This is a genomic window from Pseudomonas sp. B10(2017), from assembly GCF_002113295.1.
In the GTDB taxonomy this organism is placed as follows: domain Bacteria; phylum Pseudomonadota; class Gammaproteobacteria; order Pseudomonadales; family Pseudomonadaceae; genus Aquipseudomonas; species Aquipseudomonas pudica.
In genome coordinates this window covers 56162-80310 of record NZ_NEJU01000016.1, presented here as the reverse complement: position 1 = coordinate 80310, position 24149 = coordinate 56162, and the positions used below count along the sequence as shown (strand labels likewise).

The following is a 24149-nucleotide window of genomic DNA, read 5'->3' as shown; positions in this document are numbered from 1 at the left end:
CACAAGTACCGCACCAGGCCGCAAAATTCATTTGCCTGCCCTGGTGGATCAGATCATTTCCTCGGCACCCTTGCCGCCGAGCACGATCTCGCCGGCCTCGGCCATGCGGCGGGCGATGGTGAGGATTTCCTTCTGCGCCGTCTCCACGTCGCTGACCCGCACCGGCCCCTTGGCCTCCAGGTCGTCGCGCAACAGCTCCGACGCACGTTTGGACATGTTCTTGAAGATCTTGTCCTTGACCCGCTCGTCGGCGCCCTTGAGCGACACCACCAGCACGTCGGACGAGACTTCGCGCAGCAGCGCCTGGATGCCACGGTCGTCGACGTCGGCCAGGTTGTTGAAGACGAACATCAGGTCTTCGATCTGCTCCGACAGGTCGCTGTCGATCTCGCGGATCGCGTCCATCAGTGCACCTTCCACCGAGCTGTCGAGGAAGTTCATGATGTCGGCGGCGCGCTTGATGCCGCCCAAGGTGGTACGCGCCGCGTTGGAGTTGCCCGAGAACTGCTTCTCGAGGATCTGGTTCAGCTCCTTCAACGCCGCCGGCTGCACGGTGTTCAGCGACGACACGCGAAGGACGATGTCCAGGCGCACCTTGTGGTCGAAGTTGCTCAGCACTTCGCCGGCCTGGTCGGGGTCGAGGTAGGCAACCACAATGGCCTGGATCTGCGGGTGCTCGTAGCGGATCACGTCGGCAACGGCGCGCGGCTCCATCCACTTCAGGCTGTCCAGGCCGCTGGTGTTGCCACCGAGCAGGATGCGGTCGACCAGGCCGTTGGCCTTGTCCTCGCCCAGGGCCTGGTTGAGCATCTTGCGGATATAGGCATCGGAGCCCACGCCCAGGCTGGTCTGGTCGCCGACGATTTCGACGAACTCGCTCATCACCTGCTCGACCTGTTCACGGTGCACATTGCCCATCTGCGCCATTGCCACACCCACCCGCTGCACTTCCTTGGGCCCCATGTGCCGCAGCACCTGGGCGGCATCGGTCTCGCCCAGCGAAAGCAGGAGGATCGCTGCCTTGTCGACGCGGCTCAGCTTGGCGGTAACGGCTCGGTTATCACTCATCGGCGTTGATCCACTCTTTCACGACCTGGGCAACCCGGCCCGGATCTTCGGCCACCAGGCCTTTGATTGCGTTGAGCTGTGCCTCGTAACCCTCGTTCGGGCTAGGCAGCAGAATGCTTGTCGGGCCACCCAGGCTGACGCGGTCGTTGGCCAGTTCGCCATCCAGACCCATCATGCCGCCCAGCTCCATGTCGCTATCCGAGGCAGCCTGCTTGCCGCCCCCTGTAATGTTGTTCAGTACCGGCCGCAGCACACCGAACACCAGCACCAGGATAAACACCACGCCCAGCACTTGCTTGACGATGTCCCAGAACCACGGCTGCTGGTAGAAGGCGATGTCGGCGATCTCTTCGCCACGGTCAGCGGCGAACGGTACGTTGATCACCGTCACGCTGTCGCCACGGCTGGCATCGAAGCCGACCGCGTCCTGTACCAGGCGAGTGAAGCGTGCCAGGTCCTCGGCGCCCCATGGCGCACGAGTGGCGTCGCCGGTGGCCGGGTCGATCTTGACCTGGTCGTCCACCACCACCGCCACCGACAGGCGGGTCATGCGCCCCTGCTGCTGGCGGGTGTGGCTGATGGAACGGTCCAGCTCGAAGTTCTTGGTGCTTTGCTGGCGCTTGTCCGACGGGTACGGCGCGAGCATCGGCTGGCCGGTGGCCGGGTCCATGATCTGCTGGCCGTTGGCATCCACCAGCGGCTGGCCAGGCTGTATGGCCGCGGCCGGGGTAGCGGCACCACCGGTGGTCTGCGGTGCCGAGGCCGGGCCTGGCGGCTGGTTGCTCAGCGCGCCGGGCACACCTTGCGGGCCCTGGCTGCTGGCACGTTGCTCGTCGACCGACTGCTCGCTGCGCAGCGCCGGCTGGTCTGGGTTGAACTGCTCGGAGGTGGATTCGACCGCGCTGAAGTCGAGGTCGGCGGACACTTCCGCCTTGTAGCGGTCATTGCCCAGCACCGGCTGCAGGATGTTGTGCACCCGCTGGGTGAGCATGCTTTCCACCCGGCGGCTGTAGTCGAACTGTTTGCCTGCCTGGGTCAGGGCGGTGTCCTGGATCTGCTCGGACAGCAGGTTGCCCTTCTGGTCGACCACGGTGACCTGGGACTTGTCCAGTTCCGGCACGCTGGTGGCGACCAGGTTGACGATGGCCATCACCTGCCCGGCTTCCAGGGCACGGCCCGGGTACAGCTCGACCAGTACCGAAGCACTGGGCTTGCGTTCGTCACGCACGAACACCGAGCTTTTCGGGATGGCCAGGTGCACGCGCGCACCCTTGACGTTGTTCAGGCTGGACACGGTACGCGCCAGTTCGCCTTCCAGGCTGCGACGGTAACGGGTGGCTTCCATGAACTGGCTGGTGCCCAGGCCCTGCTCCTTGTCGAGCAGCTCGAAGCCGACATTGCCATCGCTCGGTGCCACGCCGGCGGCCGCCAGTTTCAGGCGCGCACGGGAGAGGTCGTCGGCCTTGACCAGCAGAGCGCCGGAATTGGGCTCGACGTTGTAAGGGATGTCGGCAGCGGCCAGGGTATCCATGACCTGCTTGGTGTCCATGCCCGCCAGGCTACCGTACAGCGGACGGTAATCGGGTTGTTGCGACCACAGCACCACGGCAAAGCCGATCGCCACGCTGGCGGCCAGGCCGACCAGAAGGCCGATCTGACGCAGCATGGGCATCTGCGCGATGTTTTCCAGAAACGCCATGCCGAACAGCGGCGGCTTGGCCGCGGGCGGGCCGCTTTTGGCAGGGGGGTTGTCGACGACTGCTTCAGCCATGGTTTACGTCCGTCCTCAAACCGGCATCTGCATGATGTCCTGGTACGCCTGGACCAGCTTGTTGCGTACCTGGGTCAGTGCCTGCATCGACACACTGGCCTTTTGCGAAGCGATCATCACGTCGGTGAGGTCGACACCACTCTTGCCGATCTCGAAAGCGTTGGCCAACTGGGTCGAAGCCTGCTGCGTCTCATGCACCTTGCCGATGGCCTGGCCGAGCATGTCGGCAAAGGTACTCTGCCCCGGTGCCAACTCGGGGGCGGCAGCCACCTTGGGCAGCGACATGGCATCGGCCTGCATGGCCCGCATGTCCAACATCAGACGATTGAATTCAACACCTTGGCTCATGACCCTTCTCTCTCCTGCGGCCGCATTTTTTTGACAGTGATGCGGCGGATAGCCAACCTAAAGCAACAAAGGTGCCAGCCTTGGCGAGCAACGCGATCCCTGTGGGAGCGGGCGTGCCCGCGAACACCGGCGCAGCCGGTGCCCGCCACCGCGTCGAATTCTTCGCGGGCACGCCCGCTCCCACACGGGGACCGCGCCAGCAGCGGTATATATTGCCCGTCAGCCGAACAGGCTGGCCTCGACGTCAAACCCGGCATCGCGCATCTGCGCCAGCTTGTAGCGCAGGGTACGCGGGCTTATCCCCAGGCGTTCGGCCGCCTCTTTGCGGCGGCCGCGCTCGGCGCGCAGCGTGTCGATGATCATCTGGTACTCATGACGACGCATGTCATCGCCCAGCCCGCCAGCCTCGGCTACCACCTCTGGCGATGGCTCGATGCCAGCTGACAATGGAATGGCGCCTGCCAGACAAAAATCCGCCGCCTCGATCACCCCTCCCTGCTGCAGGATCAGCGCCCGCTGCAGGGCGTTGTCCAGTTCGCGTACATTGCCCGGCCAGGCATACGCCTGCAGGCAGGCCCGGGCCTGGGGCGACAGCTGCACCGGGGCGTGCTTCATCTTGGCCACGTGACGCGCCAACAGGCGCTCGGCCAGTTGCAGAATGTCACCCGGGCGTTCGCGCAGCGGGCGCCAGGCCAGGGGGAACACCGACAGGCGGTAATAAAGATCCTCACGGAAACGCCCGGCCGCCACTTCACCAGCCAAGTCACGGTTGGTGGTGGCCAGCACGCGGATATCCAGGCTGATCGGCTTGCGCCCGCCTACGCGCTCCACCTCGCGCTCCTGCAGCACCCGCAGCAGCTTGGCCTGCAAGGCCATTGGCATTTCCGAGATTTCGTCGAGCAGCAAGGTGCCACCTTCGGCCTGCTCGAACTTGCCGGCCTGGGCAGCGATGGCACCGGTAAAGGCACCCTTCTCGTGGCCGAACAGCGTGGCCTCGAGCATGTTGTCGGGGATGGCAGCACAATTGATCGCCACGAAAGGCTGCGCCGCCCGCGGCGACTGCTGGTGAACGAAGCGCGCAAGCACTTCCTTGCCGGTACCGGATTCGCCGGAAATCAGCACGGTCGAGTCACTGCGCGCCACCCGTGCGGCCAATTCCAGCAACTGTCGACTGGCCGGCTCGCAGGCCACCGGGCCTTCCTCTTCAGCCACGCGCCCGGCGGCATGCCGCTCGACCAGGCTGAGCAATGCCTTGGGCTCGAATGGCTTGACCAGATAGTCGGCGGCCCCTTGGCGCATCGCCTCGACGGCACGCTCCACCGCTGCATGCGCAGTCATGAGCAACACGGGTAATTGCGGATGCTGGCGGCGCAGCTGGGCCAGCAGTTGGTGTCCATCCATGCCTGGCATGTTCACATCGCTGACTACCAGGCTGAAGGCCTCCTCCAGCACCGCTTCCAGCGCTTCTTCGGCACTGCCCACCGCCTGGTAGGCGAAGCCGCCGATTTCCAGGGTATCGCTCAGCGCCTGGCGCAGTACGCGGTCGTCCTCGACCAGCAGCACCTTGATCGCCATTACATGCCCTCCGCCAGCTGCCCGTCGATCAACGGCAGCTCCACTCGCACACAGGTACCACGGCCAACCTTCGAGCGCAGGCGCAGCGTACCCTGGTGCGCGCGCACCACGGCCTTGACCACGGCCAGGCCCAGGCCTGTGCCAGTGGCCTTGGTGGTGAGGAACGGCTCGCCCAGGCGGCCGAGCAGCTCGGCATCGATGCCACTGCCGGCGTCGCTTACACACAGGTGCAGGCTGCGCTCGCGACGGAACAGGTGCACCTTCAGTCGCGCCGGGCCATCGCTGGCTTGCAGCGCATTTTCGATCAGGTTGAGCAATGCACCAATCAGGGTGTCGCGGTTGCATAGCAGCTCACCCAGGTGGCTGTCGCACTGCCAGCGCACGGCGTGCCCTTGCACATGCGCCTGGGCAGCCTGCTGCAGGGCCTGGAACAAGGCTTTTGGCGTGACCCGATCACTCAACGGCAGCTCGCCACGGGCGAACACCAGCATGTCACGTACCTGGTGTTCCAGCTCGTGCAAGCGCTCCTTCAAGGTGCCGGCAAAGCGCTGGCGGGTTTCCGCACCCAGCTCTTGTTCTGGATCAGCCAGGTGACTGGCGTAGAGCATCGCCGCCGACAGTGGCGTGCGAATCTGGTGCGCCAGCGAAGCGACCATGCGCCCCAGCGACGACAGGCGCTCGTGTCGGGCCAGCTGGTCTTGCAGGCGACGGGTTTCGGTCAGGTCGTTGAGCAACACCAGCTGGCCAGGCTCTGCATCCAATGAGCGAGTGGCAATGGACAGGCGGCGGCCATCACGTAGCGAGACTTCGTGACCGTCATCCTTGCGCGGGGCAAAGCTGCGGGCGATCACTTGGCGCCACAGCTGGCCGACCAGCGGCTCGCCGAGCAGCTCACAGGCGGCCGGGTTGGCTTCGCGCACCAGGCCCTGGCCATCGATCACGATCACCCCGCCGGGCAGCAGGTCCAGCAGGTTCTGCAGGCGGTTGGCCAGGCGTTCCTTTTCGCTCAGCTCATCGATGCGCTGGGCGCTGACCACCGCCAGCTCGCCCTTGAGTTCACTGACCCGGGCTTCGAGCAGGCTGTAGGACTGGCTCAGCTGGCTGGACACCTGATTGAACAGGGCGAAGGCTTGTTCGACACCCTGGCGGCTTTCCTGCTCGACCAGGGATTGCCCCTGCGGATCGGGGACTAGGGATACGTGGGCGGCCTGGGGCATCGTGCTCTCTCGCGTGGCTGACCGTCATAAAAACGGTGTGTTGCCCAGGGTGTAGCAATAGCCGTGCCGGAGATAGGGATTTGGGCTGGCTGTGCCGGCCTCTTCGCGGGTGAACCCGCTCCCACAGGGACCGTGCAGACTTCAAGCCTTGCGCAGTACTGGAGATTTTGGCTCCCTGTACCGGCCTCTTCGCGGGCTTGCCCGCTCCCACAGGGATATCACCGAATTCAAGCTGTGCATCGATCCTGTGGGAGCGGGCGTGCCCGCGAAGAGGCCGGTACAGGGACTGCGAGGCGTCAGTCTTCCGCCTGTTCCTCGCCGCCCTGACGGCTCATGCCGTACTTGCGCATCTTCTCTACCAGGGTGGTGCGGCGAATACGCAAACGTTCAGCTGCGCGTGCAACGATACCGTTGGCATCGTCCAGCGCCTGCTGGATCAGGCCTTGCTCCAGGCTACCCAGGTAGTCCTTCAGGTCCAGGCCTTCAGGTGGCAACATGGCGTGGTTGCTGAAGTTCGGCGTATGGCCGTTGATCGCCACGCGCTCTTCCAGGTCGCTGCGCAGGCTGTCGACCATCTGCTCGTCTTCGTCATCGACGTAACGGAATTTCTTCGGCAACTCGGACACGCCAATCACCCCGTACGGGTGCATGATCGCCATGCGCTCGACCAGGTTGGCCAGTTCGCGCACGTTGCCCGGCCAGCCATGACGACACAGCGACATGATCGACGCGGAGTTGAAGCGGATAGAGCCGCGCTTCTCGTGCTCCATGCGCGAGATCAGCTCGTTCATCAGCAGCGGGATGTCTTCCACCCGCTCACGCAGCGGCGCCATCTCGATGGGGAACACGTTCAGGCGGTAGTACAGGTCTTCGCGGAACGTGCCCTCCTCGATCATGGTCTCGAGGTTCTTGTGGGTCGCGGCGATGATGCGCACGTCGATGCTCTGGGTCTTGTTGCTACCCACGCGCTCGAAGGTACGCTCCTGCAGTACGCGCAACAGCTTGACCTGCATCGGCAACGGCATGTCGCCGATTTCGTCGAGGAACAGGGTACCGCCGTTGGCCAGCTCGAAACGCCCGGCACGGCTGGTGATCGCCCCGGTGAAGGCGCCCTTCTCGTGGCCGAACAGTTCGCTTTCCAGCAGCTCGGCCGGGATCGCACCGCAGTTGACCGGCACGAACGGCGCTTCGCGGCGCTTGGAGTGGTAGTGCAGGTTGCGCGCGACCACTTCCTTGCCGGTGCCGGACTCACCCAGGATCAGCACGCTGGCATCGGTATCGGCCACCTGCTGCATCATCTGCCGCACGTGCTGAATGGCACGGCTGGTACCGACAAGGCTGCGGAACAGGTTGGGTTCGCGCTGGCGACCACGCTCGCGCGCCTGGTCGTACATCTCGCGATAGACCTGGGCACGGTGCAGCGAATCCAGCAGCTGGCTGTAGCTTGGCGGCATTTCCAGGTTGGAAAGCACCCGGCGGCGAAGGTCTTCCGGGAACTCCGCAGAAGAAATTTCACCTAAAAGCAGAACCGGAAGGAACTCATCCCACCCAGCCACTGTCTTAACGAGCCCAAGCACACTGCCCGGGGCATTTACAGTGCCGATAAGCACGCACAGCACTTCGCGACTCGAAGACAACGGCTCGACCACTTGCTGCCAGTCCTGGCTGGAGCAAGCGAGGTTTTCTTCGCCGAGGAAGTTAAGCACCACCGCCAGGTCGCGGCGGCGTGCGCTGTCGTCGTCGATCAGCAGAATCTTGGTTTCACGCCACATGCAATAGCAACTTCCCTAGTCATATCGGCGCCCGAGGGCGTGCTCGACATCATTCCGACTGAATGGTCAGTGTTCGGACGTCTGAAATTCGAAAACAGCCACTAGTAAAGTCAAAAAACACCAGCCAGTCAAATTAATGGCGCATGGCTTTTGGCAACGTCTGTGGTCAGGTGAACAAATGGTATACCTTTGCCGCGTTCTTCGCCTGACGGATTTTCGTCATTTCATCCACCAAGGATTGACGTTCACCACTTGCAACATCGATTAGTTGACGGTATACGGCCAACAACTGTTCAAGGCTGGCACTGACATCGGCCTCGTTGCCTTTCGCCTCGCTCACCATGTCACCGATGCGCAAGCGGCATTCCAGGTCCAGCTCGCCGACAGCCTCCCAGTTACGCTCGGCCAGTGCCGCCAGCAGCATTTCCCGAGTCTGCTCGATCCGGGCGATTACTTCGCTCATGTCATCCTCCTTTATCAGGAAGCCGACGACTGATCGCCGATTGCGTCCCAACCTTCTTTCACAGTGATCAGCAGGCGCGCGACCTCGTCGATGATGGCCGGGTCACCCGTGACGTTGGCCTCGATCAGGCGGCGGCTCATGTACATGTACAAGCTGTCCAGCTCAGCCAGGCTGTCGGCATGGTTTTCCAGGTCCAGGCCTTCACGCAGGCCGCCGATGATGTCGATGGCCTTGCCAATGAGGATGCCCCTTTGCGCGATGTCGTTGCGGGCAATGGCACCCTTGGCCTGCGCCATGCGATCAAGGCCGCCCTGCATGAGCATCTGCACCAGGCGGTGCGGGCTGGCTTCGGACGTCTGCGCTGCGCCGTTGACTTTCTGGTACTGCCGAAGGGCCAACATCGGGTTCATGGATCTGCCTCGTTGCTGCGGTAAAAAGTTGCTTGTACCTGCTGTATCGCCTGTACGTCAAAAAACTTTAGGGAAAAAGCAAAAAGCCCGGGGCATCTTGGGGACACCGCCGGGCTTTTGGCATGTTCAGCCGATCAGGATTTCTTGGCCTGGGCGTTGATCGCTTCGAAGATCGAGGTGATCTGGTCGGCCTGGGCCTTCATCTTGCCTAGGGCGGTGTCCAGGGCCACGTACTTCTTGGTCAGCGATTCGGTCAGGGACTCGGTGCGGCGATCGAGCGCGGCCTGCTGGTTGGCCAGTTCCGAGACCGCCTTGTCGAGGTTCGACTTGCGCGCTGCAAGGCTACCATCGGTCTTGTTGTAAGGATCGATGGCCTTGTTCATGCGCTCGAAGATACCGTCGGTGCCGGTGAACAGCTCCTGCACTTCCGGGCCGAGCTTCTTGTCGTTCATCGCCGAGGTGAACTTGCTGCTGTTGAATTCGAGCGTGCCATCCTTCTGGGTGTTGATACCCAACTGGCTCAGCGTGGTCAGCTGGTCGCCGGCCCCCACCTCACTCAGCACCTTGCGCACATCACCCAGCAGAGAGCGGGTGGTCGGGTCGTTGGTGAGCGGGCCGAGCACCAGCTTGTCATCGTCATCACGGCTGGTCGACGTGAGCGAAGTGATCGCCTTCTGCAGCGTATTGTAGGCATCGACGAAGCTCTGGACCGACTTCTTCAGGCCATCGTTGTCCGCCGCAACGGTGACCGCGGTCGGCGTACCAGTGGCGACGCCGCTGGCCTTGGGGCTGACCCCGGTCAGCTCGAGGGTCATGCCGCTGATCGCGCTATCGAGGGTATTGGAGGCACTCTTGACCTTCAGACCGTCGATGGTCAGCTCGGCGTCCTGCGCCTTGGCAGTGATGAAGCCGGCGCCAGTGCCGGACATCTGCGTGGTGCCATCGATGGTCAGCTCGGGGATACCGCTCAGGGAAATGTCACTGCCGGCACCGGTGGTGGTCGAGCTGAGCACCAGGCGCGAGCCACCTTCTTCATTGACGATGTTGGCGGAAATACCGTTGGCGCTCATTTCCTTGTTGATCTGGTCACGCACGCTCTGCAGCGTGGCACCGCTGGCCACATCCAGATCATAGGTCTTGCCACCCTGGCTGATGGTCAGCTTGCCAGCCGTGATCGCACTGCTGGCACCGCCGGCGAACTGCTGGCTGGCGACTTTCGAGCTGGTGGCCAGCTTGTCCACCACGATGTCGTAGCTACCCGGCACGGCCGTGTTGCTGGACTTGATCTTGACCACCGACTCGTTGGCCGAGGTCGCTGCATAGGCGTTGAACGACGGCGCATCCTTGTTGTTGAGCGCCTTCATGGCGTCCTGGAATGCCGTGAGGGCACTGCGCAGCGAGCCGATACCCGAAATCATCGCAGTATTGTTGCTGGTTTGCCGAGTGATCTGCGCCTGCTTGGCGGATGTATCGGCCTTGACCAGCGCGGTCACGATATCGGTAATGTTGAGACCAGAACCCAGGCCTGTACTGGAAGTAATCGGGCTTGCCATGCTGTAGTCCCTCTCATCAACGCGTCAACCCGCTCCTGCGGGACTGACATGCATCACTTCATTGGTGTTCGCCGCCAATCATACTTTGGCGTCGAACAGAACACTTTTGACATCGCTCAGGCTGTGAGCGATCCGCAGGGCCTCTTCCGAGGGCAACTGGCGAATCAGTTCACCACTGTCGGTAGCGATGACTTTGACCACGATCTTGCCGGATTCTTCATCCGTGGAAAATTCCAGATTGCGCTGCGATGCCTTCAGGAACTTTTCGATCTCCGAAACGGCATGTTTGACCTTGTCGGCATCCTGCACCGCCTTGGCGTCTTTCTTGTCGTCTTCGGGTTTTACGTTTTCCGTCGACCGGGCAACCGGTTTTTCGGCAACCTGCTCGGCCGGACGTGCGGCCGGATAAGACAGGTTCAGCTTGACGCTCATGTCCATGCCCACCACCTCGCAATGAAAAGGCGGGGAAGTGCCTTACCAGCACTTCCCCGCCAGCAACCAGGCAGATTAGCCCAGCAGCTTCAGTACTGCCGATGGCAGCTGGTTGGCCTGGGCCAGAACCGAGGTGGAAGCTTGCTGCAGGGTCTGCTGCTTGGTCAGCTGGGCAGTTTCAGCAGCGAAGTCGGTGTCCTGTACGCGGCCACGGGCAGCTTCGGCGTTTTCGTTGATGTTTTGCAGGTTGTTGATGGTGCTGGTCAGACGGTTCTGCGCGGCACCCAGGTCAGCACGGTTGCTGTTGATGGTTTGCAGAGCGGCGTCGATGGCCGAAACAGCAGCGCTGAAGTTGGCTTCGGCGGTGGTGGTGTCGGAACCCTGAATGTTGATCGAGGAAGTAACGCCCAGGTCCGAAGCGGTGAACTTGGCGCTCAGGTCGATGGTGATCTGGTTGGCCGAACCGGTGTTGGAACCAACCTGGAAGGTCATGACCGAAGCCGAACCGTCCAGCAGGTTCTTGCCGTTCAGCTGGGTGCTGTTGGCGATACGGGTCAGTTCCGAAGCCATCGACTGGAATTCTTTGTCCAGAGCGACACGGTCGTTGGTGCTGTTCGAGTCGTTTCGGGACTGAACGGCCAGTTCACGCATACGCTGCAGAATGTTGGTCTGCTCTTGCATCGCGCCTTCAGCGGTCTGGGCGATGGAGATACCGTCGTTGGCGTTTTTGATAGCCATGGTCTGACCACGGATCTGCGAAGTCATGCGGGTAGCGATCTGCAGGCCGGCGGCGTCGTCTTTGGCGCTGTTGATTTTCAGGCCGGAGGACAGACGGGTCATCGAGGTGCTCAGCGCTTCGGAAGCACGGTTCAGGTTTTTCTGAACGCCCAGAGAGGTGGTGTTGGTGTTAACAGTCAAAGCCATGACGAATTCCTCGTTGGATTGGGTACTACGGCTTCCGGCCTTGGCAATTCGCCGGGTGTGGCACAGAGAACCTTCGTAATGTTTATCGTCGTCAGGGCAGTTTGCTTTAGGGCGATTTCTCACTTTTTTTGCTGGCATCCGGCCATCCCAATGAAATCAAGGGTTTGACGCCAGATTACAGGCGCACTCACTGTGCAGGAGAAAAGAAAACGCCGCCTGAAAGCGGCGGCGTCTTGAAGTCGACAAAGGGGGTCAATCGCGGCGCTCGATGATTGCCGAACCCCAGGAAAGGCCTACGCCGAAACCGCTCAGGGCAACCCGCTGGTGCTGCGAACCCAGCACATGCTTTTCCAGCAGCAACGGAATGCTCGAAGAGACGGTATTGCCGGTCTCGACCATGTCCTTGACGAACCGCTGCCTGTACTCACCCTCCACAAAGCGCGCCGAAACCGCATCCACGATTGCCGCGCTACCTTGGTGAAGGCAATAGAGGTCGATATCGCCCGCCTTGAGGCCGCTGGCATCGAGCAACTGCTGAAGGTGCGCAGGCACCTTGACCAAGGCGAAGTTGTAGACCTGACGACCATTCATGAAGAACTTGCCGTCGGTAGTACGCAAGTGCTCAGCCCCGGCTCCGTCGCTGCCGAACAGCGACTTGCCGAGCTGCCACGCAGCGCCCTCGCCCATCCAGGTCGCAGTGGCGGCATCACCAAACAGCATGGTGGTATTGCGATCTTCGGGATCGACGATCTTCGAGTAAGGATCTGCGGTGATCAGCAGGCCGTTTTTCAGCCCGGCCGCTTCCATGAAGCCCTTCATGGCATACAGGCCATAGACATAGCCCGAGCAGCCCAGAGAAATATCGAAAGCTGCAACGTGGGTGCTCAGGCCCAGCTTGTGCTGCACGATCGCAGCGGTATGCGGCAAGCCTTCGGCGTCGCCGTTCTGGGTCACAACGATCACGACATCGATGGACGCAGGATCAAGGCCAGGGTTGGCAGAAAACAGGCTTCTTGCTGCCTCCACGCAAAGATCAGAGGTTTCCTGGGTGGCCTCCTTGCGCGGCAGGAAGGTCGAACCGATCTTGCCGAAGATGAAATCCTGGTCCTTGCCGAATTTCGCGCCCTGCGCGTAATTGTCGACGCCCTCGACAGGTACGTAACTGGCGATGCTTTTGATGCCAATCATTGTGGCTTCCCGATAGATATGGCGAAAATTCGCGGGCTTTCGCGCCGGGTTCAGATACCTCGGGTGAAAAGACGACGAGACTGCCCGCAGACTCGATAGCTTAGAGATGCACGTTTCGACTGCCAAGTCACGATCGTTCATACGATCGGCCAATCGCCCGACAAGATCAATGCCCCTCGTACGCAACCACGGCCCTGTGTGCGCTACCGGACACCCGCCTCAAGCGGGTACCCGGCATGCATCGTGGCTCAGGAAAGCCAGGCCCGGCGCCAGGCCTCCAGGCGCTCCCCCTGAAGCAGCCAGTGCGACCGGACAGCATTCTGCAGGGCATCCCCCAACGCTGCCGACGCGTCGCGGTCCTCCAGATGCAGACGGATGGCCCGCAGCCAGTCAGCCGCCTGGTTTTCCACCCTCGACAACGGCAAGGTGTCTGCGCCGGCAAAACCGGCCACCCGGCTACAGATCACCGGATGCGCGCAAGCAGCGTGCTGAAGCACCCGCAGGTCGGCCGAGCAGGCATTGCCCAGGGTCTCGGCCATCGGCACCAGCGCCAGGTCGAGATTCAGGGCTGCAAGGCTATTACCCAGGTTTTCATCAGAAACATGCGGGTGGTGCTCCCGGACGAACGGCCGCAGCGCTGGTGGGCAGTCGCCCAGAACGACCCAATCGACCTCATGCGCCATCGCCGGCACTACTTCGGCCAGCAAGACGGCATCCTTGTTACCGATCCAGCCCAGACGCGGCTTTTGCGCCATGCGCCGCAAGCCTTGCAACTGGCCCCAGGCGACAGGTAGTGCGCTTTCGAGCAGGTGCACGTCATCGTGCTGGCCTTGCAACAGCTCCGCCAACGCCGGGGCAGCGACGACCACCCTGTCTGCCTGCATCAACCCGTAGCGCATGCGCTGCAGTAATTCATCCGCACCCAGGCCGGCGGCGAACCCCATTTCCGGGATATAACCGTCCAACTCATACACCTTGAACGCTTGAGAGAAGGCACGTAGACGACGCAAGGTCTGCAACCCCCCATCCGCCAGCGGACGCTGCAAGACAATACTCGAAGGCGCATAGCGCTGTATGTCCACCAGGGTCAGAACCCCGATGGTCACCGAACCATCGATCACGCCAGCATTCCGCAATGCCATGAGAGGCTGTATTACACGGGTCTGTCCAGCCGCCTGCTGGTCAGCAGCGAAAGCCAGCACTGTCGGAGCGATGCCTTGCAATGGTCGCCAGCACAGCCCGTTATCCTGCCGCGCATGGCTGTGACCTACAAGCAATGACTGGTTGGCGTTGTAGGAGGGATCACTGACCAGTTGCGGCAACCAGCGAGCGTAAAGCGCATCTTCCTGTTCAGCACCGATTGCATCAGCGGGGGCTGCTTCCAGCAGCAGCCTGGCACGTGGAGTCCAGACATTCAGGTAGCCGGCCTGCTGCAAACGCAGGCACAGGTCGGCTTCAGCCCAGGGTTCCAATAACGGGTCGACGGAGAAACCACCCGATTCAAGGAAGGTTTCACGCCGCACCATCAGACAACGATCACCCACGACCACACCGTTGCGTTCGGTCACCAGCGCCGCCAGGTCGCCCTTATCGCCCAGGACCTGCCCGGCAAATGCAGGACCGACGCTGCCGCCCATTCCGAGTACCTGGCCTGCCTGTTGAATCACCCCATCGGGGCTCGCCAGCATGCACCCCACAGCACCGACCTCAGGGCGCTGCGCATGGTTGAGCAAGGCAAGTAGCCAATCACCATCATTGACCATGGCGGCAGCATCCAGCCATAGCAGAAACTCGCCCTGCGCCTCCTGAGCCGCTGCGTTGCACATGGCCGCACGAGACTGCCCCGGCATGAAACGCAGTACCTGGACACGTCCTGGTTCAACCTGGCTCAGCATGTCCAGCCACTGAAGCAACACAGGATCGTCATTGCCTGGCTCTACCAGCAGCACTTCATGCGTGACAGCTGCCGTGTTCTGCAACAACTGCTCAAGGCAGCGCTGCAACCGTGACAAGTCGCCTTCGATGTAGATGATCAAACTCACCGAGGCCGGCCGCGAATGCCCATAGTCGATCTGGTAGCAATTCGCCGCCTGCTCGATCGAATCAACCTGCGCCTCAGGATAACCGCGCTCCAGCAGGTGCTTCTGGATGACCGTTCGCTCATCGTCGCATACCGTGACGTCTGGCCGATTGGCGATCAACAGCGGCTCGCTGATATGACCCACCACCCCCAACCCATGCTCGACAATCAAGCGTAACTGGTAAGCCAGTTCGTAGGCGCCACCTGCAGCCGGGTCGAACCCACCCTGCTGCACGAGCGTGCACCTGTGGTACAACCAATGCCGCGACAATGCGGCCGGATGTGCCAGCAACATGTCCAGGTTGAGGTCGGGTCGCAGGCGAGCTTCAACGCTGTCATCGGCTCCACGCACAGCCTCGTCGGCAAACACCGCACCAAATGCCACCTGGGCCTGTGACAGGTCGAGGGCCGCCACCAGCAGGCCACTGGCAGTGAATTCCACTCCTGCGTCAACCACCATGCACCAATCACAAGGGCTGCTTTCCAGCAGGCCATTGATAGCGGCCAGCGGCGCTCGAGCATCAGCAGGCACCCACTGCACGTTCGGACGACGCGGCTCCATCGCTCCCAGCACACAGACCTGGATGCGTTGATACAGCACGTCGTCCAGGCTCCCGAGGGTACGCGCCAAGGCTCCCGGATCGCCATGATCCAGCACCAGCACGGCAATCGAAGGCGCATCGGGTGCCGCCAGCCGGTCCTGCATCAACTGCAACTGCTGCGGCAGCGGGTAACGCTGGCGCAGCCATGTCAGCATCCCGCCGTTATTGCCGGCCGTCTCGCGACGGGCTGCAAACTGGGTCTTGGCGATGAACACCTCGAGTTGCTGCCAGAAGGGTGCCGTTCGCTCCACATAACGCTGCAGTGCACCTTCCAGCCCTGCACTGGCACGCTCGAACGCGTCGGGCCGATCGAGCATGGCGAAGCCGTGGCTGCCGATGAAGCTGGCTTCAAGAAACTGCTCGTCGATGCCGTGCCCAGGAATGAAGATCACCGGGCAGCCACAAAGGACCGCGATCACACAGGTCATCGACCATTCGTGGGTATAAAGCACCTCGGCCTTGCGCAGCAGCACTGCCAGCTCGGGTAATGTCAGGGCATTGGCCATGCTCAGCAGTTGGATATCGCCAGGCAACTGCGAATAGTCGATCTGCTCCAGCGGGTGGCGATTCTGGTAAAGGTACTTGCCTTCACGCAGCGTGCCCGGTGCCGGAGCACTGAACAGTTCGACATCGATCGTCGGCAGGCACAGCAAATCGCCATCGGGATAACCATGCCGCGCGGCGATCAGGGCACCGGAATAGAACAACAGGTCTCTGCCTGCGGCCTGCATGCTCTGACCGGTAAGAAAACCCTCGAAGTTCAACAGGAAGCGCGCTACCACATCGCAGCCAAGCGGGTTGCCCACCACCACTTCCGGATAGACAGCGATCGGTACCTTGCCTTCGGCCTGATGCCGCTTCTGGGTCAGCGGGTCCAGCAACGGCGTTTTCAGGTCCGGATTGACCACCTGACCACCACAGATATAAGCCTCGCGCCCGTTGAGGTTGAGCACGTGGCAAAGATAGTGCAGCGACGCGACGCCCGAGGAGGTTTCCCGGTAGTCTGGTGCCAGGATGTAATACGGATGCTCCGGTTTGGCGTACATCAACCTCAGGCGCGTCAGTGCCTGGTCGAGCGAATGGGCGTCAACCCGGGCAGAATTGGGCATCGCTTGGAAACTCCAGAATCAGGAAAATACAGGCAGCCGGCCTCAGACAGCACGTGGCTCGGCAAAGAACTGGGCGATTGCTGTACACACACGGGCAACCTGGCGAGCAGTCATGTCCGAGTAGAGTGGCAAGCGCACCAGACGCTGGGCAACATCGCAGGTTACCGGCAGTTCTCCGACGCTGCGGGAATACCGCAGGCCGGCAGGTGAATCGTGCAGCGGTACATAGTGGAACACCGCATGGATATCCCGCTCGCGCAAGAACTGGATCAGTTCGCTGCGCTCATGGTTGTTGCGCATCAACAGGTAGAAAATGTGCGCATTGGCTGGCCGTCCGCCCGGCGTACGGGGAAGCTGGAAGCAGCCATCGGCTTCCAGCGCCTGCAACTGATTGTAATAAGCTTCGTACAAAGCACGCCGATGGGCGTTGATGCTTTCCCCCTGCTCCAGCTGTGCATAGAGGAAGGCAGCCGTCAATTCACTGGGAAGGAACGAAGAGCCGACATCGACCCAAGTGTATTTGCTGACTTCGCCCCGGGCGAACGCCTTGCGGTTGGTACCCTTCTGCCAGATGATTTCTGCGCGCTCGATCAGTTTCGGGTCGTTGATCAGCAACGCCCCTCCCTCACCGCTGATGACGTTCTTGGTTTCATGGAAACTCAGGCAACCGAGGTGCCCGATGGTACCAAGCGCACGGGTCTTTTCCCTGGCGAGAATCGCCTGCGCAGCGTCTTCGATAAGCATCAGGCCGTGGTTGTTGCAGATGCGCAGCAGCGCCTCCATGTCACAAGGCTGCCCAGCATAATGAACTGCCACGACCGCCTTGGTTTTCTCGGTGATCGCGGCTTCGACCAGGCGCTCGTCAAGGTTGAGGCTGTCCGGGCGTATATCCACGAATACCGGAACCGCACCACGCAGCACGAACGCATTGGCGGTAGATACAAACGTGAAAGACGGCATGATGACCTCATCCCCCGGACCGACATCGGCCAGGATCGCCGCCATCTCCAATGCAGCGGTACAGGAATGGGCCAGCAGCGCCTTCGGGCAACCCAGGTTGTCTTCCAGCCATTGCTGGCACGATTGAGTGAACTGTCCATCGCCAGCGATGCCGCCATTCATCACTGCCTGGGCGATATAGAACAATTCCTTGCCAACGACGAAAGGCTTGTTGAAAGGTATGACCTGATTGCTCACGTTCGTATTCTCCAGCGCGTGCGTCAGATGAAATCGCTCAGCGGCAGGTAGCCGCCGATGAGCGTATCGAGAAACTCGACCTGTACTGCCTTCTCCAGGCCGTTACGGGCAAAGAAATCCCTCGCACGCTGGTAGTAGTGGCCCTCAAGCGCCTGGTCGGCATCGGTATGCCCTGCGTCATAGCCATGCTGGGAAAGCGCCGAACATTTGACTGCCGCGTATTTGCGGCAGCACGCTTCGACTGAATCATCAAGCATTGCGCGCCGAAGTGGCCGGGTGTATTCGAAATACGCGCGAGCCTGGGGCGAGAGTTGCAGTCCCTGTAACAGCGCCGACAGGTTATCGGCCAGCCAAGGCGCAAAGTGATAACCATCCCGCCGCGTGCCGGTCGCAATGAAGGTGTTGTCATTGAGTTGGCCGATTACCGGATAGCCATCAAGGCTGACCGGTCGATAGCCGAAGTTGTACCGCACGAAACCGCTGGCACGGTGCATCTGGTTGACCTGGTTGATCGCTCCATTTATCAGGGCAGCCACGGACTCGGCGCGTGGCACCTGTTCGTCGACCGTGGTGATCAGGTTGGTCGCTCCAACCACGAACAGATCGTCCTGGTACGGCGCATGGTAGATACCACAGGCGCCACCTCGATTTGGCGTACGAAGCACGTAACGTCCCTGGATCCCCGGGTTCTTCAAAACGACAGTAGCACCGACGCCGTTGATGACCCGAATGCAGTCGTCTTCGGCCCACAGCCGGGTCGCCTTGCTGCCGTTGGCCAGCACCAGACGTTCCGCAGCCAGCACTCGGCCATCGGTCAGGCGAGCACCACAGGTTCGGCCTCCGATCTTGTCGAGAGACTCCACCACGCCCTCGACGAAGCGCACACCGCGCCTTGCCAACGTCTGTTGCAGGGCCTGGATGACACCATCGGGATTGACCACGCCTTCGCGGGGCAGGAAAAGGGCGTTGCGGCTTCGGTAGGCCGAAGCCGGCGAATAGGCCGGCTCCAATGTCGGCTCGATCCGCTCGTACGGCTCGGCAAACTCCTCGAGATAATCGGCGATGGCGTCAAACGCCTGGTCCTCGAACCTGTTGGAGGCATTGTTGTTGACCAGCACGGTACCCAGCCGGTAGTGCTCTGCGGGAATCTCGAACTCTTCGACAAACGCCCCCCACAACCGCGCGGAAGCCTGGCTCAATTCGAACTTAAGGCGGTCGCGCGGTTTGTCCAACGCACCCGGCTCCAGCTCCGCGAACGAGTTGAGCATGGCTGCAGCAGCCATGGAGGCGCTGTAAGGCCGCGACATCGGGCCTACCACTGTAATGCGCTCGGCAGGAACCGAACGGGAAAGGCCGGCAGCGATCGCCAGGCCAACCATGCCGTTACCAATGATCAGGAACATGGCATGCCCTCTTACAGCACTTTGACGATGCACAGGGACGGGTAGGTCTGCGATCGCTTGATCTCGTGACGCACCTTGCCCAACACTTCAGCTACGTAGGCGTAACCCTCGCCTGGCAGAAAATCACGCTGCAACTGGAAGAACACCAACTGCGAACCGGGGACGCAGCGCGGCAGGATCTGTTCCAGGGCAAAGCGGGTCGGCCCCTCCAGGTTCATGTCGAAAAAGGCCAACGCCACCAGCAGGTTGCGATTCTCCTCGATGAAACGTGGCAAGGTATCCTTGATATCACCCTCGACCACCTGATGTCCGCTGGAAACCTGTGGCAGGGCATTGATGCTCTCGTGCAATGCCAGCAAGTGGCGCAGGTAATCGGCATACCCGCTACCGGTATCGTAGCAACCGTCCTGGAAGTGCTCGTTGGTCACCTTGCTGTCGCTGGCGTGCGATTTGTAGCCGGCGAAGGTATCAAATGCCGCGATGCGGCGCTGTTTGTTGAACGGTTCGAAAATGGCCCTCAGATTCTCGCAGAGCACGGCGTTCTGGCCACGCCATGTGCCAAAGTCCAGCACCGAGCCGGGCAGCGAGACGATCTCGCGGTACAGGTCGGAAATCGCCAGCATCCGCGCAAGGGAGGCCGAGCGGATGAACAGGCCGAGGTTGCGCTCTTTTTCGGCGTCATCGAGCGGCGCATTGGCAAATGACTGCCAGAGTCGCTCCCGCGCCTCGAGCTGGCTGTCGCTGGACTGGGTTACGGAAGTAGAGCCTTTCTTGAGCATGGATATCTCCAGGAAACAGGGAAGTCGAACGGCAGGTCACGGGGCCTTGCGCACGAGGAGGGTGAATTCGTACAAGCCATAGTCATGCAAGAGTGCCACCTGCCTGGAGTAGGTTCTTTTGCACAGATCAAAGTAGAAGCACGGGTCACCGTAATACAGGTAGTCGCGCATGAATGGCGCGTCGGAGTAGCTGGTGAGGCAGTTGAAGGCAAAGCCTTTGGTCGAGCAGGCATCCATGTTGCGAAGCACCTCGGCAATATATTGTTCCCAAGCTTCCCGCGGGGTTTGCTGTGACACATTGAAAATACCGCTGGCTACCGCGTAATCGGCAGTCCGGGTGGGCCGGTCGGCGACCTCGAAGCAGGTGAACTGATCCGCACCGTGTTTGGCGCGAGCCGACGCGATCATCTCGGGCGACAGGTCATAGCCGTGATAGTCCACTACGCCGCCGCGCTCGCGCAGCCAGTCGAGCAATGCCCCGTAGCCACAACCCACGTCGACCAGACTGAAGCCTCGCTGCCATTCTTCCTGCGACACCAGCTTGAGCAACTGTTCGAAGCGCAGGTGCTGCGAAGCGCTTCCGTTCCAGTCAACTCCTTCCGGAGTGGCGCCATGCTCACGAATGCGCGAGGAATAGTACTGTTCGACTTCTCGCAAAATGGTCGTGCTCATGGGCGCCGCTCCAGGAAGGCAGGCGCGTCGGCGCCGGTATTGAACAACAGGTCGATGACACTCACCGCATGCTGAAACTCGCCGTACAGCTGCGGGTACTCGAGATAGCCGTCATAACCCATATACGACAGGCCAAGACCGGCAGTGGCGAACGCGGTCTCGTCCAGGTAACAGCTGGCTGCCGGTCCCGACAGGTAGTGCGTACCACCTACCGCCTGGCACAACTGGATGAGGCGCTCGTTCTTGCCAGTTGCATGGCCCAGATTTTCGGAACGGTACAGCGGTGTGCGGATACCCAGCAGAGGGCACAGGCCGGCAATGAACAGGTGATTGATTTGCGAAAGATGAGTGAGCTCGGCGGCCTGCTCGTAAAGCGCCCTGACAGGCCCTTCCATCTGCTGGAAGCAGGCCGCGCGGCGGTAGCTCATTTCGATGGTCTTCCAGTGCGCAGCCGCCCAGCCAGGCTCACTGACCTCAACTTCGTTGATCAACTGCTCGTAGCGCCCCTTGTTCTTCACCGGGATGCTCAGCCAGTGCTCTCCGTGGGCAGTCTTGATCTTGTTGCGGTTACGCCAGTCGCGGCGCGTGTACTGGACATCATCGAAGAGGATGAACGCATCGACGCTGCCGATCAGGTCGAAGTACCCTTTCCAGGGAATGTAGTTGGACTGCAGCACAGCCACTTTCTTTTGCATTCACAACCTCGTCCACACCACGTGAAACCAGGCGCCACGCCTGTCAATTATTTGCCGCCAGGCACAAAAAAGCCGGGCTCCTGCCCGGCTTTTGCAATTCCCGCGCCAGCTACTTGAACGGCGCCAGCCAGCTTGCTTGGGCACTGGCCCGCCGACCATCGATCGCCACGTCACGGGCAAATGCGCCCGGCCACTTCGCCAGCAACGCCTGGGCCGCCTCCTCGGGTGCCGGGGAAACTGCACCATCAATCATCAGCTGCGCCTGAGGAGTCCATACCACCAGGCTGCCGGCAGCGGTGACGGCAAGGCACAGGTCGACATCGGCCGCCACATTCCCCTGCAACCCGTCGCATTGCTCGAACACACCGGCACGCACCATCAGGCAATTCCCCGACACCGCCGGGCAACCACGCACGACGCCAGACCAGTGATCCCGGCTGCCGGGCTCTTCCGGCGAGCTGGCCCAGGGTGCATGCACACGCGGCCCTGCGAGCAGATCGTAACCGGCATGCGCAAGGCTGCCATCCATGCCGACCAGGCGCGCGCCAACCACCCCAACCTCCGGTCGTTGTGCCTGGTTGAGCATTGCCTCGATCCAGGCCGGGGAGATCACCTGGCAACGCTCGCTAAGCAGCAGCAGGTATTCACCGCGCGCGTGTCGGGCAGCCTGGTTGAACAGGTTCTCTCCAACTTCGGCGGCGACCAGACGCAGACGGCCGGCGAACGATCGAAGTGCGTCTGACAGCAGGCCATGTTGCTCCTGGGTACAGATCAGCACGATCTCGTAGCGAGGGTAGCGAGTACGCTGGAACAGACTGGTCAGGCTGCGCTCAAGCGCAGACCGGTCGCCCTCATGAACCATCAGGATGCTGACAAGCGGGGTCGAGTTGTGCCGGAAATCGATGGCCAACCCGGCAGCGCCCTGATCGCTGACCTGTGCCTGATAGCCCAGTCGTTTCAGGTGACGGTCGAGAATGTCCACCGTCTCGGAACGCATCGGCTCCGACGCCTGTCCGCCGATCACCAGATATTCGTCCATGTGCGCCATGCCGCCGAGCCCGCGCTCTTCGACAAGACGCAGCAACAGATCGTATTCAAGCGCGTGGCCGAAACGGCTATCGAAGCAACCCAGATCAAGTACAGCCTGGCGGCGAAGCAACCAGTGACGCGACATCAGGGCCGGCTGGCTACGCAGCAGGTCGAGGTCGCTACCAGGGCGCATGATACCCAGCAAACGCCCCTCTTCATCGCGTTGTATCTCATCGGCACAAATGGCATCGCAGGCCGGAGACTCTCCCAGTTCCAACTGCAGCCGCAGCAGGCCGCCGCCGGCAAGGATGTCACCCGCCTGCAGCAACATCACCCATTCACTCGGCAACTGGCGCAGCGCGTGATTCAGGTGTGAAACCCAGTTACCTGGTTCCACCTGGACGAAATGCAAGGTGTCCCGCGCGGTGGTGATGGCCGGCGGTTTCCCGGCTTTTAGCACCACCAGCTTGAAATTGCGCAGCCCGGCCGCCAGCAGGCTGTCGAAGGTCGCCTGCAGGGCCAGGTCATCGTCCTGCAGGTCCGCGACCACGAAACCAATTTGCGGGCCGGGCCGCTTGGCCAATTGTGCAAGCACGCGTTGACGCACCGCGGACGCTGGCGTTGCGTCCGCCAACACCTGCAACAGCCGTCCCGAGGCAGTAGTTGCCAGCCACCCAGGCACGTCCTGACAGGGAAGGCTGTCAAGGCGCTCAAGCCAGGCACTCAATTCGCGGACTTTTTCCGCTTGCACTTCGTCCTCCAGGGTCGCCAGCAGACGCTGGCAGACGTCGCGGCTGAACAAGCCCAATGCCAGGGCCTGCCAGTAACGCTGCTGCAGACTTTCTTTGGTGTCATTGGGATGCACCTCGAGCAGTTCACGCTGACGCACCCAGGTGCCTTCAAGTGCATGACGGTGCTCTTGCCCGGTTGGCCAGCCATGGCAGAGGAACTCGAGCTGCGCCAGGCGCTGGAACAGGCCCCTCTGGTAGTACGGCATCTCAATGTACTGCCGGGGTTCGAACTGGCGGTCCGGGTCGGCGATCACACTGGTCCAGCGCGAGGTGAACAGCAACGGCGGCTCGCCTGCATCGTAGCTGCCACGCACCAACCGGTTGAGCACGACAAAGCCCGCATCGCCGGTACATGTACCATCACGTTCGGCGTCCCACGCACGCAACAGACGCACAGTCCGCACCAACTGCTCTTCCCGGGCTACCGGCGACAAAGTGCGCGGCGCCAATTCACAGATGACGTCGGTCTGATCAAGCTGAATGATGGCCCCGTCGGCCAGCAACGCCAACGACAGCGCAACCCGCCAGCTGGCGAAATCCAGATCCTCCGGCAAATCCTTCAGCACCGAACGCAGCCTCTCGACCCTGACCACGGCGCGCCAGGCTGGCTGGTTCGCCAACGCATGCGCCCGAATACGCGCCGAGGCCCCCTCCCCTTCCTGCGCGGGAAATGCGTGTCCCAGCTTGTAATAAGCCACTTGACCATTGCCCGGAACATATCCCAAGGCGTAACCCTGAGCCCCTAGCGCCAGTGGGTTGGCACTCAGGCAGTCGGCAGCACTGTCCAGTGCCGGAGCTTGCACGAAGTCGGCATCCAGGGCCAGATTGACCAGCGGCGTGGCAACCTGCTGCAGCGCCTGACTCAGACGCGCGCTGCACACAGCGCCCGGACTATGGGTTTCAAGGGCTTCCAGTGCCAGGCAGGCAATGCCCGCCTGGCGGTAGTAATGCAACGCTCGCTCACGATGAGCGGCCTGATCATGACCCAGCAGCACCACCGTTACATCACTGCGCGGTCCGTTTGCGATATCGACCATAAAGCACCTTCGAAGGGAGAGTTGGGCGCCCGCT

Annotated in this window: 19 protein-coding genes; all 19 read right to left on the bottom strand. The window is 61.7% G+C overall.

Annotated elements, in window-relative coordinates; translation table 11 throughout:
- Positions 1–48: 48 nt before the first annotated feature.
- Positions 49–1068, bottom strand: coding sequence for a flagellar motor switch protein FliG (gene fliG, locus CAF92_RS19040; RefSeq protein WP_003257289.1), 1020 nt, complete (start codon positions 1066–1068; stop codon positions 49–51).
- Positions 1061–2839 (bottom strand): flagellar basal-body MS-ring/collar protein FliF, encoded by a 1779-nt coding sequence (fliF, locus tag CAF92_RS19035; protein WP_046614587.1) that lies wholly within the window; start codon positions 2837–2839, stop codon positions 1061–1063. Before fliF ends, fliG begins: the two co-directional genes overlap by 8 nt.
- Positions 2840–2854: 15 nt before the next feature.
- Positions 2855–3187: a flagellar hook-basal body complex protein FliE gene (gene fliE / locus CAF92_RS19030; protein WP_013973606.1), complete on the bottom strand. Its 333-nt coding sequence runs from the start codon at positions 3185–3187 to the stop codon at positions 2855–2857.
- 219 nt (positions 3188–3406) lie between these two features.
- The gene (locus tag CAF92_RS19020) at positions 3407–4762 is read right to left on the bottom strand and encodes a sigma-54 dependent transcriptional regulator (protein ID WP_085601619.1); all 1356 of its coding nucleotides are present in this window, start codon (positions 4760–4762) and stop codon (positions 3407–3409) included.
- Positions 4762–5979, bottom strand: coding sequence for a PAS domain-containing sensor histidine kinase (locus tag CAF92_RS19015; protein WP_085601618.1), 1218 nt, complete (start codon positions 5977–5979; stop codon positions 4762–4764). The genes CAF92_RS19020 and CAF92_RS19015 overlap by 1 nt, the downstream gene beginning before the upstream one ends.
- Positions 5980–6275: 296 nt before the next feature.
- Complete coding sequence (fleQ, locus tag CAF92_RS19010) at positions 6276–7751, bottom strand: transcriptional regulator FleQ (protein ID WP_046614590.1); 1476 nt, start codon at positions 7749–7751, stop codon at positions 6276–6278.
- A gap of 166 nt (positions 7752–7917) precedes the next feature.
- A complete protein-coding gene (locus CAF92_RS19005) occupies positions 7918–8214 on the bottom strand; it encodes a hypothetical protein (protein WP_003257286.1) in 297 nt (98 codons plus the stop codon).
- Between the two features lie 14 nt (positions 8215–8228).
- Positions 8229–8624: a flagellar export chaperone FliS gene (fliS, locus tag CAF92_RS19000; RefSeq protein WP_085601617.1), complete on the bottom strand. Its 396-nt coding sequence runs from the start codon at positions 8622–8624 to the stop codon at positions 8229–8231.
- A 134-nt stretch (positions 8625–8758) separates the two neighbouring features.
- A complete protein-coding gene (gene fliD, locus CAF92_RS18995) occupies positions 8759–10177 on the bottom strand; it encodes a flagellar filament capping protein FliD (protein ID WP_085601616.1) in 1419 nt (472 codons plus the stop codon).
- A 78-nt stretch (positions 10178–10255) separates the two neighbouring features.
- Positions 10256–10615 (bottom strand): flagellar protein FlaG, encoded by a 360-nt coding sequence (locus CAF92_RS18990; protein WP_015271224.1) that lies wholly within the window; start codon positions 10613–10615, stop codon positions 10256–10258.
- Positions 10616–10684: 69 nt separating this feature from the next.
- Positions 10685–11533, bottom strand: a complete 849-nt coding sequence (locus CAF92_RS18985; protein ID WP_046614593.1) for a flagellin domain-containing protein — start codon at positions 11531–11533, stop codon at positions 10685–10687.
- 252 nt (positions 11534–11785) lie between these two features.
- Positions 11786–12721 (bottom strand): ketoacyl-ACP synthase III, encoded by a 936-nt coding sequence (locus CAF92_RS18980; RefSeq protein ID WP_085601615.1) that lies wholly within the window; start codon positions 12719–12721, stop codon positions 11786–11788.
- Positions 12722–12969: 248 nt separating this feature from the next.
- Positions 12970–16512, bottom strand: coding sequence for a glycosyltransferase (locus tag CAF92_RS18975; protein ID WP_085601614.1), 3543 nt, complete (start codon positions 16510–16512; stop codon positions 12970–12972).
- Between the two features lie 42 nt (positions 16513–16554).
- The gene (rffA, locus tag CAF92_RS18970; RefSeq protein WP_178081806.1) at positions 16555–17709 is read right to left on the bottom strand and encodes a dTDP-4-amino-4,6-dideoxygalactose transaminase; all 1155 of its coding nucleotides are present in this window, start codon (positions 17707–17709) and stop codon (positions 16555–16557) included.
- A gap of 23 nt (positions 17710–17732) precedes the next feature.
- Entirely contained in the window at positions 17733–19112 is a 1380-nt protein-coding gene (locus CAF92_RS18965) for an FAD-binding oxidoreductase (RefSeq protein ID WP_085601613.1), read from the bottom strand.
- Positions 19113–19123: 11 nt separating this feature from the next.
- The gene (locus CAF92_RS18960; RefSeq protein WP_046614598.1) at positions 19124–19891 is read right to left on the bottom strand and encodes a hypothetical protein; all 768 of its coding nucleotides are present in this window, start codon (positions 19889–19891) and stop codon (positions 19124–19126) included.
- Positions 19892–19927: 36 nt separating this feature from the next.
- Complete coding sequence (locus CAF92_RS18955; RefSeq protein ID WP_046614599.1) at positions 19928–20563, bottom strand: class I SAM-dependent methyltransferase; 636 nt, start codon at positions 20561–20563, stop codon at positions 19928–19930.
- Complete coding sequence (locus CAF92_RS18950; RefSeq protein ID WP_085601612.1) at positions 20560–21258, bottom strand: WbqC family protein; 699 nt, start codon at positions 21256–21258, stop codon at positions 20560–20562. Before CAF92_RS18950 ends, CAF92_RS18955 begins: the two co-directional genes overlap by 4 nt.
- Positions 21259–21367: 109 nt before the next feature.
- Positions 21368–24115, bottom strand: coding sequence for a glycosyltransferase (locus CAF92_RS18945; RefSeq protein WP_256573770.1), 2748 nt, complete (start codon positions 24113–24115; stop codon positions 21368–21370).
- Positions 24116–24149: the final 34 nt, after the last annotated feature.